We start from the raw sequence: 13,238 nt of genomic DNA, 5'->3' as shown, positions 1-13,238 counted from the left end.
CCACGATGCCCGGGTCGCGGCGTCCGCCGCACGCCAGAGGGGTGCGGCGGCGGCCGCGGCGGCGGCGAGGGCGTCGAGCTCGGTGGTGCTGGTGGTCGTGATGGCGGTGGTCATGAGACTCCTCCGGAAGCGTGCAATGGGGTCATGAGAAGCGGATGCCGAGACCGGCGTGGTCGACCTCGGTGAGGACGCCGCCCGAGATGCGCACGGGCGAATCGTCGAGGAGGGCGCCGAGCGCGCCGAAGCCGGCGTCCTCGACGTCCTCGGCCATCGGCGCGGGAATGCCGGGCACCGCGCGCAGGCAGAGGGCGAGCTGGCCCGACAGCTCGGGCAGCAGGTGGGGGTGCACGGCGGCGCCGTGCTCGGCGGCGATCGCCGCGATCCCGAGGAACGGCGTGATGCCGCCGACCCGCACGACGTTCGGCTGCACGATCTGGGCGGCTCCGGTGCGCAGGAAGTCGTCGAAGCGGAAGACGTTGTGCAGGTTCTCGCCGACTGCGATCGGGATGCCGCTCGAGGCGCCGAGGCGCTGCGCGAGTTCGATGTGGCCGTACAGGTCGTCGGCGCGCAGCGGCTCCTCGATCCACGCCGGCGAGACGTCGGCGAGCACCTCCAGCGAACGCGTCGCGCGGTCGAGCTCCCAGCGCTGGTTGGCGTCGATCATGAGTGCGCGGTCGGGGCCGAGCGCCTCGCGCACGGCCCGCATGCGGTCGAGGTCCTCCGCCACGTCGGGCTTGCCGACCTTGACCTTGACGGCGTCGAACCCGGCGTCGATCCAGCGCCGCACCTGGGCGACGAGCTCGTCCTCGGTGTAGTGGAGGTTCACGCCCGAGCCGTAGGCCCGGACGCTCTCGCGCTGGGCGCCGAGGAAGCCGGACAGCGACGTGCCGGCATCCCTCACCGCGGCATCCCACAGTGCGAGATTGAGGCCGGCCATGGCGATGGTGGTGATCCCGCCGCCACCGGCCTCGTGGAGGTGCTGCCAGAGCGCGAGCCACTCGGAGCCCGGGTCGGCGGACCGGCCGATCGCGAACGCCGTGATGTCGTGCGCGAGGAGTGCGTGCACCGCCTCGGCGCCGATCTGCGGCGTCCACGAGAAGCCCCACCCTTCGGCGCCGTCCGACCGCACGACGTGCGTCGCGATCACGCCGACCGACGTGACGTCGGCAGCCCACGGGCGCGTCAGCGGCACCCTGACCAGCCGCGCGTCGAACGCGGCGATCGTCGGGGACTCGGGAGCCGTCGTCACAGCAGCGCTCGCCCCGCCTCGAGGATCTCGGCCAGACGCGCCTCCTGCGCGGGGGTCGGGTCGACCAGCGGCGCACGCACCGAGCCGACCGGAAGCCCGCCCAGGCGCAGCCCGGTCTTGATGAGCGAGACGCCGAAGCCGGGAGTCTCGTCGCGCAGGCTCACGAGCGGCGAGTAGAACCCGTCGAGCAGTTCGGCGCGTCGCGCCTCGTCGCCGCGGACGTACGCGCGGTAGTACGCGTTCGCCACCTCCGGGATCATCGCGAACGCCGCCGACGAGTACAGCGGGATGCCGATGCCCCGGTAGGCGCCCTGGGTCAGCTCGGCGGTGAGCAGGCCGTTGAAGAAGGCGAAGTCGTCGCGCCCCTCGGCCGCCACCGCGCGCACGATCTGCTGCGCGAGTCCGACGTCGCCGACGCCGTCCTTGAAGCCGACGACCCGCGGGTTGCGGGCGAGGCGGCGCACCGAGTCGACCGAGAACTGGGCGTTGGCGCGGTGGTAGATCACGACGGGAAGATCGGATGCCGCCGCCACCGCCTCGACGTACGCGACGAGTCCGGCCTGCGGGCCGCCGACGAGGTAGGGCGGGAGGACGAGCAGCGCGTCGGCACCCGCATCGGCGGCTGCGCGGGCGAGGGCCTTGGCGTGGCCGAGGGGCCCGCCCGTGCCGGCGACGACGGGCACCCGCCTGGCGACGGTCTCGGTCGCCACCTGCACGACGCGGATCGCCTCCTCGGTGGACAGGGCGTGGAACTCGCCCGTGCCACAGGCCGGGAAGACGCCGCCGGGGGCGTGCGCGAGCGTGTTGTCGAGGTGCTGCCGGAGCAGATCCTCGTCGACGCGGTCGGCGGCGTCGAACGGGGTGACGGGGAAGAAGAGGATGCCGTCGAAGTTCACGCCAGCACGTCCTTTCGGGCGGAGTCGGGGGAGGGGGCGGCAGTGGTGTCGGAGCTGGTGGCGAAGGCGGGCTCGCCGAGCGCCCCGCGCCAGCTGTGCGCGGGGCGCCAGCCGAGCACGCGGCGGGCCTTCGCGTTGGAGAACGCCGGCGAGGTGCCGGTCAGTCCCGCCGCGAGCTCGTCGGTGCCCGGCACGAACTGCGGCAGCAGTTCGGCGAGGGGCCGGCGGGCCAGCGCGTCGTCGGCGCCGACGAAGAACACCTCGGCGTTCGGGATCTCGGGGAGCGCCCGCAGCAGCGTGTCGACGAAGGTGGCCACGTCGCGCGCGTCGACGTAGTTGAACAGCGCCGGTGCCGACAGCGCCGGGTCGGCGAGGCGCTCGACGACCGTGTGGCCCTGCTGGGTGGGTGCGCCGCGCCACTCCTCGGGCGCGATCACGTAGCACGGGCGGAACGCGGCGAAGCGCGTCGCATCACCCGTCTGGCGCGCCAGCATCGCGATCGTCTGCTCGGCGAGGTGCTTCGACAGCGCGTAGGCGTTCCAGGGCTGCGGGGTCGTCTCCTCGTCGAGCGGGAAGCGGTCGGGCAGCCAGCCCCTCGGCGATCCGTAGCCGAGGACCGTGGGGCTGGACGCCGTCACGATCTTCGGGATGCCGGCCGCGACGCCCGCCGACATCACGGTGAGCGCCATCGTCGCGTTCGTGCGGAGGATGACCTCCTCGGGTGCGCTGAAGGGCACGGCGATCGCGGCGAGATGGATGAGCGCCTCGGCACGGACGCCGGCGATGGCGCGGGTGGCGGCATCCGTGTCGGTCAAGTCCACCGCGATCTGTTCGAGACCCTGCAGTTCGGCGGCGTCCGAGACGTCGCGGTCCAGCGACACGAGTTCGTGGCCGCCGGCAGCGAGGCCGGCGACCAGGCTGCGCCCGAGCCTGCCGGCGCCGCCGGTCACGGCGATGCGGGTCATGCCCGGACGGCCGCGGCGTCGGCGGCCAGGAAGCGGATGCCGAGCTCGGCGACCTGCACCGGCAGCCCGGTCTCGAGCGAGCGGTTGCCGGCGATGCCGACCGCGATCGAGCGGACGCCGTCGCGCCAGTCGGCGGGGCGGGCGAGCGGGTCGTCGCCGGGGCCCTCGAACACGTCGGCGAGCAGCAGCGCGTCGCCGCCGCCGTGTCCGTCGCCGGAGCTCTCGATGGGCACCTCGTACGCGGCCTCCCAGTGCCGCTGCACGATGAGCCGCTCGCCCTCGGGGCGGAGCGACCCGGAGGATCCGGCATCCACCGCGGAAGGATCGATCACGGGGTGCAGGCCCTCGTCGGCGAGGACGGCACCGCGCTCGATGACCTCGAGCTCGGCGCGGCCGAGGGTGCCGTTGACCGCGACCCGGTAGCCCTCCCAGGGCGAGTGGGCATTGAGCGAGTAGCTGAGCGTCGCGCCCGAGGCGTAGTCGACCACGAGGGCGAGGTTGTCCTCGATCGTGATGCCCTCGCCGAACACATCGCGGTCGCGGAGGTACCCGTCGTGCTGCTCGGCGTCGAGGTACAGCGCCTTGAGCCGCTCGTCGCCGCGCAGGTCGAGCTCGAACGCGTCACCGCCGTCGTGGGTGCCGCGGGAAGGGCGGTCATGGATGCCGCGGGCGGCGGCGTTGTCGGCGCCGTAGAAGCGCAGCCCGCCCGACGCGAAGACGCGCCGCGGCGCCGAGCGGATCCACCAGTTGACCAGGTCGAAGTGGTGGCTCGCCTTGTGCACCAGCAGGCCGCCGGAGTGCTCCTTCTCGCGGTGCCAGCGACGGAAGTAGTCGGCCCCGTGCTTGGTGTCGAGCACCCACGAGAAGTCGACCGAGGTGACCTCGCCGATGACGCCGTCCTGAATGACCTGGCGCAGCGCGGAGTTCCGCGGCGAGTAGCGGTAGTTGAACGTGATGACGACGTCGCGGCCGGTGCGGTCGATCGCGTCCTCGATGGCTGCGGCGCTCGGCCCGTCGATCGTCAGCGGCTTCTCGACGACGACGTCGGCTCCGGCATCCAGTGACCGGACGATCAGCGGGGCGTGCAGGTCGTCGCGGGCGCAGATCACGACGCGCTCGACCTGCTCGGTGCGGACCATCGCCTCGAGGTCGTCCGGGCCGTAGACGGCCGGCGCGGGGAAGCCGGCCTCGACCACGCGATCGACGTAGTACTGCGCGCGCACCGGGTTCGGCTCGCAGATCGCGACGAGGACGGCGTCGGCGGAATAGCGTCCGACGATCGCGTCGACGTACATCTGGGCGCGGTGTCCCGCACCGACGAGGGCGTACCGGCGGTGGCTCATCTCACTCCTTCAGGAAACGTTTTCTCAGATTAGCACGCGGGCGCGAGGTGGTGTCGAGGGGTGCGGCGGGCAAGGAGCGAGCAGAATGGCTCCGACGGCCGGTTCGGCCGAGGGATCGGCGGGAGGTCGACCTATGGCTGACATCGACGGACGCTGGGCGATCGAGGTCGCGACACTGGTGGGTTCCCGCCGCTTCGACCTCACTCTGACGACGGTCGGCACGTCCCTCACCGGGACGGCGGTCGGACCCACCGGACTGATTCCGATCCGGAGCGGGACTGCGGCGGGAGACAGGGCCGAGTTCGTTCTCGATATGGTCGCGCCACTGCCGACCTCGCTGGTCTTCGCGCTGCAGGTCAGGGGTGACCGGCTGACGGGCACCGCGCAATCGGGACCCTTCCCGCCCTCGAACGTCCTCGGCACCCGCACGGGGTGATGCCACCCGGCTCGACGGGGGCGTGGGTACGCGAGCCGCTTGCGGACGGCGCCGCTCAGCCCGGGGGCTCCTCAGACGGCCGGGCCGGTCGTGCCGCGCACCGTGAGCTCGGGCAGTACCGTCAGCGGGCCGCCCGGCTCGTCGCCCTCGAGCAGCTCGCGCATGCGCGCCCACGCCTGCACGCCGAGCTCGGCCGCGGGCACGGCGGCCGTCGTGAGCGGCGGAGTCGTGTACTGCGCGAACGGGATGTCGTCGAACCCGACGATCGAGAGGTCTTCGGGCACGCGGCATCCGCTCGCCTGCACCGCGCTCAAGAGGCCCATCGCGACGAGGTCATTGAACGCCAGCGCCGCGGTCGCGCCCGACGCCAGCACAGCGGCGCCCGCGCCGGCGCCCGCCTCGAAGTCGACGCCGCACGGGATCTCGGTGACCACGGTGTCGGTGTGCGCGGCGACGAAGCCGGCGATCGCCTCGAGGCGCGCCGCGTTGGCGACGCTCCCCGGGGCGCCGGCGAGGAAGACGATGCGACGGTGTCCGAGTTCGTGCAGATGGCCGAGCTCGGCGGCCAGGGCGGTGCCGTAGTCCGCGCGCACGGAGGGGACATCGCCCGACGCGCGGTTGATCAGCACCACCGGACGCAGTCCGCCGACGAGCCGGTCGAGCTCGTCCTGCGGCAGGCGCGGGGCGCACAGGATGACGCCGTCCGTACGGCGGCGGGTGGCGCCCGCGAGCACACGCTCCTCCTCGACCGACTCCGCCGAGTCGGCCACCAGCACGTGGTAGTCGTCGGCGCCGGCGGCGTGGCTGAGGCCACGGAGGATCGCCTGGAACGTCGGGTTGCCGAGGTCGGGCACGATGACCGCCACGGTCTGCGTACGGCCGAGGACGAGGCTGCGCGCGACGGGGCTGGCGGTGTAATCGAGGGCGGCCGCGGCATCCTTCACCCGCTCGGCGAGCACCGGATCGACCGTGGGATTGCCGTTCAGCGCGCGCGACACGGTCGACAGCGAGACTCCTGCGCGGGCGGCGACCTCGGCGATCGTGACGCGCGTCGCTCGGTCGGCGCGGGGCGGTCGAGGCATCCGTGTCTCCTTGGGTCGCGGCGCGCTCAGCCTACCCGGAAACGTTTCCCGACCCGGCTGCGGCGCCGGTGCTGCGTGACCCCGCGACTCAGCTGCGCGGCGGGGTGCTGCCGCGGACGATGACCTCGAGCGGCAGCTGCGGCTCGCCGGCGGTCCATTCCGGGTCGGTCGCCGCGTGCAGGGCCTGGTAGCCGAGGTCCTCGAGGGGCACGCGCACCGTCGTCAGGCCCGGACGGATGTCGCGGCCCGTCGCGATGTCGTCGAAGCCGGCGACCGCGATGTCGGTGCCGACCTGGCGCCCGGCGTCGCGGACAGCCGACATGATGCCGATCGCCACCACGTCGCTGATCCCGAAGATCAGCGTGCCGGCGGGGACGTCGCCGGTGAGGAGGTCGGACGCGGCCGCGTAGCCGGCGTCGCGGGTGAAGCCGGCGCGTCGCACCTCGCGCATCACGCCGCCGGCCGAGGTGAAGCCCTCGGTGAAGCCGGCGAGCCGGTCGTCGGAGGTGCGGATGCCCTCGGCGGCGGCGACCACGATCGCGTCGCGATAGCCGAGCCCCGCGAGCTCGGCGCCGAGCGCCGCGGAGCCGCCGCGGTTGTCGACGGCGACCGAGCGTGCGGATCCGCCACCGGGGCCCACGACGACGACCCTGCCGCCCATGTTCGAGAAGGCGTCGAGCTCGCCCTGGAGGCCGACGGCGTCCGGTCCTTCGACGCGGGATGCGGCGAGGATGAGGCCGCGCGGCCGCTGGCCGCGCAGTGCGCGCACCAGCTTGACCTCGCGCTGCGGGTCGCGTTCGGTGATCGCGATGGTGACGACGAGTCCTGCCTCGTCGGCGCCGCGTGCGACGCCGGAGGCGAGCTGACCGAAGTACGGGTCGGCGATGTCGGCGACCAGGAGCGCGACGATCGCTGAGGTGCCGCGCGCGGTGGCCTGGGCCGACAGGTTCGCCGTGTAGCCGAGCTGTTCGGCGGCGGCCTCGACCCGCTCACGGTAGCTCTCGGCGACCTTGCGGGTCGACCCGTTGAGCACGCGCGAGGCGGTGGCGAGCGAGACGCCGGCCGCGCGCGCGACGTCGTGCAGGGTTGCTGCGCCTCGGGCAGGCGCCGTGGTGTCGCTCACAGGCCAGAGTCTAGGCCCTGTGTCCGGTTGGGACGATAGATTGGGAAGCGGTTTCCCCGCATTGCTGCTCCGGAGCAGCGACCATCGCCGGCTCGAAGGAGTGCCATGTCCCGCACCGTCGCCCCGGTGTTCGCGCCGGCCGCGCACGTGCGCCTCGCGCCGGGCGCCGATCTGGAGGCGCAGCGCACGGTCAGCGCCACGCTGCAGCGACTGGACCCCGACCGCCTGCTGGCGCCGTTCCGCCGCGAGGCGGGCCTGCCCGCGCGCGCCGAGTCTTACGGCGGATGGGAGTCCGACGGTCTCGACGGGCACACCGCCGGCCACGTGCTCTCGGCGGCGAGCACGCTGGCGGCTGCGGGGGATGCCGCGGCCGCGGACCTGGCCCGGACTCTGGTGCGCGGCATCCGTGAGTGCCAGCTGGCGACCGGCACCGGCTACATCGGGGGAGTGCCCGACGGCGCGGCGCTCTGGGACGAGCTGCGCGCCGGGCGCGTGGACGTCGGGGCGTTCCACCTCAACGCGCGCTGGGTGCCGCTGTACAACCTGCACAAGGTCCTCGCCGGCCTCATCGACGCGGTCGAGCTGACCGACGAGCCCCTCGCACGAGAGACGCTCGTCGACCTCGCGGCCTGGTGGCTGCGCGTCACCGGCGACCTCGACGAGGAGACGTTCGATCGCATCCTCGAGTGCGAGTTCGGCGGCATGACCGAGGCGTTCGCCCGCCTGGCGATGGTGCTGCAGGATGCCGCGTTCCTGCGTCTCGCGCGCCGCTTCGCGCGCCGCGGGCTCGTCGAGCCCCTCGCCGCCGGCCGCGACGAGCTCGACGGACTGCACGCCAACACGCAGATCCCGGTTGCCGTCGGCTTCGCGACGATCGAGCGCGCGGCGCGGGAGGTGGCGCCCGAGCTCGTGCCCGACGTCGCCGCGCGCGAGGGAGCGGCGGCGCGGGTCTTCTTCGACCGCGTCGCACGGCACCGCAGCGCAGCGATCGGCGGCGACAGCGTGCGCGAGCACTTCCCGTCGGACTTCTCGAGCATGTTCATCGCGCGTGAGGGCCCCGAGACCTGCAACACCTACAACATGGTCAAGCTCGCCGGCGAGCTGCACGTGCTCACCGGCGACGACGCCTACCTGCTGTGGGCCGAGCGGGCACGGGCCAACCATCTGCGCTCGGCGCAGCATCCGCAACACGGCGGACTCGTGTACTTCACCCCGCAGCGCCCGGCGCACTACCGGGTCTACTCGCCGGAGGCCGAGGGCTTCTGGTGCTGCATGGGGTCGGGTTTCGAGGCGCAGTCGCGCCACGGCGCGCTGGTGTACGCCGGGTCGCCCGGCGAGGTGCGCGTGAACGCGTTCGTGCCGTCGCACGCGGTCCTCGACGACGTCGAGATCCTGGTCAGCGTCGACGAGCGCGCCGATTCTGCGGTGGTCCACGCGACCGTCGAGGTGCGCACGCCGCGACCCACGCGTCTCGCGGTGCTCGTCCCCGACTGGGTCGAGGGCGAGGCGATCGTCGAGGTCGAGGGCGGGGCGGATGCCGCGCCCCGGCGTGCGGGGCCAGGGACGCGGGCGAAGGTCGAGGTCGGCGCCGGTGTCACGCTGCTGCGATTCGCGCTGCCGCGGCGGCTGCGCTTCGAGCGCCCGGCGGACGGCTCGGACTGGGCCTGGATCGTCGACGGCCCGCACGTGCTGGCGCTGCGGCAGCCTGACGACGCCGTCGCGTACCGCGGCACCGGCGCGCGGATGGGACACATCGCCGTCGGCCCGCTGCGCGCGCTCGCCGACACCCCGGTGCTGGCCGCCGATGCGCTCGCCCACGCCGTGCGTCTCGCGCCGGGGTACGTCTGTGTGCCCACCGCGGACGGCGGCAGCGTCGAGCTCGAGCCGTTCGCCGGCATCCACGACGCGCGCTACACGGTGTCGTGGCCGGTCGCGCAGGGGACGGATGCCGCCGCCGTCGCAGCCCGCCGCTCCGAGCTCGAGCGGATCGACGCCGCGTCGCTGGGTCTCGAAGCCCGCACGCGCGACGTCGTCGGCTTCGGGGAGCAGCAGCCGGAATCCGACCACGGCCTCGCGGCATCCGATGAGGAGATCGGCGTGCAGGGCGACGCCCGCTGGCGCCGCACGCGCGGCGCGCTCGCCCTGACGCTGCGCGACTGGAGCGGCACGGCCGACGCACTGCGCGTCTCATGGCTCGGCGGCGACGAGGAAGGGCACCTACGGGTGTCGGTGGGGGAGCAGGTGGTGCTCGACGAGCCGGTGCCCGCCGGGGCTGGCGACGCCACCCGCGAGGTGCCGCTCGGCTCGGCGACCGGCTCGGTGGAGCTCGCGGTGCAGATCGAGGCGCCAGCGGGTTCGATCACGCCGCGCCTGCGCGAGCTGCGGCTCCTGTCGGCGGCCTCGGACCGCTGACAAAGCCCTCGCCTCCCCGGAGACGTGAGTCTCCGCGGGCGCCTTGCCGCCGCGGGCGGTCCGGGACTCGCAGCTTCCCCGCGCGCGATTCCCGCGAAACCTGGACAGCCCAGACACACGGGAGACGCCGGGGGTGATGGCCACCACGTGCGGTCCGGGACTCGCAGGTTTCGGACGAGTGATCCCTGGGAAAACTGGACCGCACCGGGCACGCGGGAGACGTTCGGCCAGCCGTGGCCGCGCACGGTCCGGGATTCGCAGGTTCCGGGGCGGGGTTTCCTGGAAAAGCCGGACCGGACACCGACGTCGAAGACCGAAGGCTGGACTGGACGCCGGGCGGAGGCTCAGGCGCGCAGCATCCGCGCCAGGTACGCCCGGGCCTCGTCCTGCATCGCGGCGGTGAACTCGTGGCCGGCGTCGTGCCAGGCGCCGGTGTAGCGGTCGCCGAGCAGGGCGCGCAGGCGGGCGTCGGCATCCCTCATGCCCTGCGGCGGGAAGAGCTCGTCGTGCTCGCCGTACTGCACGAGCACCCGGCGACCGAGGGCGGCGAGGTCAGGCAGGTCGAAGCGGCTGGCGAGGCCGGGGCTGTGCAGCAGCCACGAGTGGGTGTCGAGGTAGTCGGGAATGAGCGACGCCGACGTCGCCATCATGCCGGAGACGACGGATGCCGCGATCCGGCCGTCCAACGCCGCCACGAACAGCGCGCGTCCGCCGCCGCCCGAGAAGCCGATCGCGCCGAGGCGTGCGGCGTCGACGCCCGGCCATTCCGCGAGTACCTCGAGGGCGGCCAGATCATCCGTCGCGACGGCGCCGGCGAAGCTCGTGCCGAGCGCTCCGGCGGCCTTCGCGAGGCCGTACTCGTGCAGAGCCGACAGCTCGTCGAACCGCTCCTCGTCCGAGAGCGTCTCGCCGCGCTCGCGGTGGAGGGCGTCGAACGCGGCACCGAGCCGCTCCAGCACATCCGGCGGCGACGACAGGTCGAACGCGCGGCTGCCCCACGAGAAGGCATCGGTGGCCAGCACGGCGAAGCCGCTGCGCGCGAGGTCGTTCGCCGGAGTTCGACCGGCGTAGCCGCGGGCGCGCAGGCGTGCGGCGCTCGGATGCGGTGCGCGGCCCGTGTCGACGAGCTGCTCGGCGCCGGTCGAGCGCACGCCGCCGTGGGCATGCAGGGCGAGCACGCCGGGCAGGTCGCCGTCGTGCTCGGCGGGCTCGAGCAGATAGGCGTGCGTGCGGGGGCCGAACCCGAGCGACCACGACAGCAGGCGGCCGCGCACGTCGTCGACGACCCATTCGCGCTCGACCCGCACGTCGGCGGCGGTCGCTGCACGCACGCCCAGCACCTCGACCAGGGCGCGGCGATCCGACGCCGCCCCGTCCATGGCCGCCCCGTCGGCCGCGATCCCGCGCTGGTCGGCGTCGACGGGCACGAACGCCGGAGCGCCCGCGAGGAACGCCGGCCAGTCGGCGTACCCCGCGAGCGCTCCGGTGCTCATCGAGGGCTGCTCAGCTCGCGACGCGAGCGCGCAGATGCGGGGAGACGGATGCCGCGAACCCGGCGGCCGTGCGCTGCACGGCGACGAGCGGGTCGGTGGCCCAGATCTCCTCGTTGAAGATCTCGACCTCGATGTCGCGGTCGTAGCCGGTCGCCTCGACGGCGGCGGTGAGCGAGGCGAAGTCGATGACGCCGTCGCCCGGGTAGTGGCGGGCCAGCAGCACGTCGGCCGGGAGCGGGGTCTTCCAGTCGCACACCTGGTACGTGGCGATGCGGCCCTCGTGGCCGGCGCGCGCGATGGAGGACAGCACGTCGGGGTCCCACCAGATGTGGAAGGTGTCGACGGTCGCACCGACGACGGCGGGGTCGAAGTCCGCGGCGATGTCGAGCGCCTGCCCGAGCGTCGAGACGACGCAGCGGTCCGACGCGTACATCGGGTGCAGCGGCTCGATCGCGAGCGTCACGCCGGCGGCGGCGGCATCCGGAACCAGCTCGCCGATCGCATCGCGCACCCGCTCGCGGGCGCCCACCAGGTCGCGCGACCCTTCGGGCAGGCCGCCGGCGACGAGCACGAGGATCGCGGTCGAGCCGTCGGCTCCGGCGGCGGCGAGCGTCGCGGCCTCTTCGATCGCGACGCGGTTGTCATCGATCGACGCGCGGCGGGCGGGACCCTCGGGCATCGTGAAGAAGCCCGAGCGGCAGTGCGTCGTGAAGCGCAGCCCCGAGTCGCTGAGCATCGACGCCGCCGTGGCGAGGCCGACCTCCTGCACCGGCTCGCGCCACAGGCCGATCGCGGAGACGCCCGCCTCGGCGGTCACCCGCAGCGCGGTCGCGAGATCGGCGTACTTGATGGTCGCCTGATTGATCGACAGACGGGGGTCGGGCGTGGTCATGCGGGGCCTTCCTGGAGCATGTCCCGGACTTCACCGCGAGACGCGCCAACGAGCGATGAAGTCCGGGACACGAGGGGAGAGCGTCGGGACACGGATGCCGCGCCCGACGCACTGCGCTGACGCGCCGTCATGTGATCAGCCCCGGCACGTCGAGGCCGTTGTGGCGCAGCATCCCGTGCCAGCGGATCGCGGCGAGCTCGGGCCGCTCGAGGGCGAGCGACGCGTTCGCCAGCTCGACGATGCGCGACAGGTGCGGGAGGCTCCGGGCCGAGTGCAGGCCGCCCACCATCTGGAACGCCGGCTGGTGGCCGTTGAGCCACGACAGGAAGGCGACGCCCGTCTTGTAGTAGAACGTCGGTGCGGCGAAGACCTGGCGGCTGAGCTCCTCGGTCGGGGCGAGGATCTCGAGGTACCGCGCCGGGTCGCCCGCGTCGAGCGCCTGGATGGCGGCCGAGGCGACCGGAGTGATCGCGGCGAAGGCGCCGAGCAGCGCGTCCGAGTGCTGGCGCGCGCTCGCGGCATCGCGGTCGGGCTGCGTCGCCTCGGGGACGTCGGCGCCGCCGATCAGCCCGACGTAGTTGAAGTCGTCGCCGGTGAACATGCGCACGCCCTCGGGTAGGCGCTCGCGCACCGACACCTCGGAGGCGGCATCCAGCAGGCTCATCTTGACGCCCGCGACCTTGTCGACGTTCTCCTCGATGATCTCGAGCAGCACCGCCGACGCGTCGCGCCAGTCGGGCGAGCCGAAGTAGCCCTCGAGCGACGGGTCGAACGCGGTGCCGAGCCAGTGCAGCACGACCGGGGTCGTGGCGGAGGCGAGCACCTCGCGGTAGACCCGGCGGTAGTCCTCGGCCGACTCGGCGACGCGAGCGAGGTGGCGCGAGGCCATGAGCACCGGGCCGGCGCCCTGCTCCTCGGTGAAGTGGAGCTGGTCCTTGTAGGCGTCGATCACCTCGTCGATCGAGATGCGCTCGGCCTCGACGTGGTCGGTGTTGACCCCGACGACCACCGAGCCGCCCTCTTCGCGGGCGACCTGCGCCGAGCGGGCGATGAGGTCACGCGTGGCGGCGGCGTCGAGACCCATGTTCCGCTGGGCGGTGTCCATGGCATCGGCGACGCCGAGTCCCCACGAGTACACGGCGCGTCGGAAGTCGAGGGTGGCGTCCCAGTCGACCTCGGCCGGCCGGCCCGGGGTGTTGTCGGCCCACGTCTGGGGCACGACGTGCGCGGCGGCGTACGCCACCCGGCTGCGGAGCGGGCCCTCGGGCTTGGTGTAGCCCGGGGACTCGTTCAGCTCGACCGTCGAGGTGGCGCCGTCGGGTGAGAGGAGTGTGAGCTGCGGCATCC

The 13,238-nt window shown here is 73.6% G+C and carries 11 protein-coding genes; 2 read left to right on the top strand and 9 right to left on the bottom strand.

Going from position 1 to position 13,238, the window contains the following annotated elements; all coding sequences use genetic code 11:
• Positions 1-142: 142 nt before the first annotated feature.
• The 4 genes from VIP82_RS17750 to VIP82_RS17735 are packed head-to-tail and all read right to left on the bottom strand — an operon-like array spanning position 143 to position 4,453.
• Positions 143-1,249: a mandelate racemase/muconate lactonizing enzyme family protein gene (locus VIP82_RS17750; protein WP_331911027.1), complete on the bottom strand. Its 1,107-nt coding sequence runs from the start codon at positions 1,247-1,249 to the stop codon at positions 143-145.
• A complete protein-coding gene (locus VIP82_RS17745; RefSeq protein WP_331911025.1) occupies positions 1,246-2,145 on the bottom strand; it encodes a 5-dehydro-4-deoxyglucarate dehydratase in 900 nt (299 codons plus the stop codon). Before VIP82_RS17745 ends, VIP82_RS17750 begins: the two co-directional genes overlap by 4 nt.
• The gene (locus VIP82_RS17740; RefSeq protein WP_331911023.1) at positions 2,142-3,110 is read right to left on the bottom strand and encodes an NAD-dependent epimerase/dehydratase family protein; all 969 of its coding nucleotides are present in this window, start codon (positions 3,108-3,110) and stop codon (positions 2,142-2,144) included. Before VIP82_RS17740 ends, VIP82_RS17745 begins: the two co-directional genes overlap by 4 nt.
• Complete coding sequence (locus tag VIP82_RS17735) at positions 3,107-4,453, bottom strand: Gfo/Idh/MocA family protein (protein ID WP_331911021.1); 1,347 nt, start codon at positions 4,451-4,453, stop codon at positions 3,107-3,109. Before VIP82_RS17735 ends, VIP82_RS17740 begins: the two co-directional genes overlap by 4 nt.
• Before the next feature lie 133 nt (positions 4,454-4,586).
• Between VIP82_RS17735 and VIP82_RS17730 the strand changes: the two genes are divergently transcribed.
• Positions 4,587-4,889 carry a hypothetical protein gene (locus VIP82_RS17730; protein WP_331911019.1) on the top strand — a complete coding sequence of 101 codons (303 nt, stop codon included), beginning with the start codon at positions 4,587-4,589 and terminating at the stop codon, positions 4,887-4,889.
• 71 nt (positions 4,890-4,960) lie between these two features.
• Here VIP82_RS17730 and VIP82_RS17725 read toward each other — a convergent pair whose 3' ends face one another.
• Together VIP82_RS17725 and VIP82_RS17720 are read right to left on the bottom strand one after the other, a co-directional pair.
• The gene (locus VIP82_RS17725; protein ID WP_331911017.1) at positions 4,961-5,971 is read right to left on the bottom strand and encodes a LacI family DNA-binding transcriptional regulator; all 1,011 of its coding nucleotides are present in this window, start codon (positions 5,969-5,971) and stop codon (positions 4,961-4,963) included.
• Between the two features lie 88 nt (positions 5,972-6,059).
• Entirely contained in the window at positions 6,060-7,094 is a 1,035-nt protein-coding gene (locus VIP82_RS17720; RefSeq protein WP_331911015.1) for a LacI family DNA-binding transcriptional regulator, read from the bottom strand.
• 105 nt (positions 7,095-7,199) lie between these two features.
• Between VIP82_RS17720 and VIP82_RS17715 the strand changes: the two genes are divergently transcribed.
• Positions 7,200-9,506, top strand: a complete 2,307-nt coding sequence (locus VIP82_RS17715) for a beta-L-arabinofuranosidase domain-containing protein (RefSeq protein ID WP_331911013.1) — start codon at positions 7,200-7,202, stop codon at positions 9,504-9,506.
• Between the two features lie 344 nt (positions 9,507-9,850).
• On the opposite strand, the gene VIP82_RS17710 is transcribed toward VIP82_RS17715, so the two are convergent.
• The 3 genes from VIP82_RS17710 to VIP82_RS17700 form a co-directional block, all read right to left on the bottom strand.
• Positions 9,851-10,999, bottom strand: coding sequence for a dienelactone hydrolase family protein (locus VIP82_RS17710; protein WP_331911011.1), 1,149 nt, complete (start codon positions 10,997-10,999; stop codon positions 9,851-9,853).
• 10 nt (positions 11,000-11,009) lie between these two features.
• Positions 11,010-11,891: a sugar phosphate isomerase/epimerase family protein gene (locus VIP82_RS17705; RefSeq protein ID WP_331911009.1), complete on the bottom strand. Its 882-nt coding sequence runs from the start codon at positions 11,889-11,891 to the stop codon at positions 11,010-11,012.
• A gap of 127 nt (positions 11,892-12,018) precedes the next feature.
• Positions 12,019-13,236 (bottom strand): dihydrodipicolinate synthase family protein, encoded by a 1,218-nt coding sequence (locus VIP82_RS17700; protein ID WP_331911007.1) that lies wholly within the window; start codon positions 13,234-13,236, stop codon positions 12,019-12,021.
• Positions 13,237-13,238: the final 2 nt, after the last annotated feature.

This window comes from Microbacterium sp., from assembly GCF_036566905.1.
Classification (GTDB): domain Bacteria; phylum Actinomycetota; class Actinomycetes; order Actinomycetales; family Microbacteriaceae; genus Microbacterium.
Note: the sequence above shows the minus strand (reverse complement) of the source record. Positions and strands in the feature narration are given on the sequence as shown.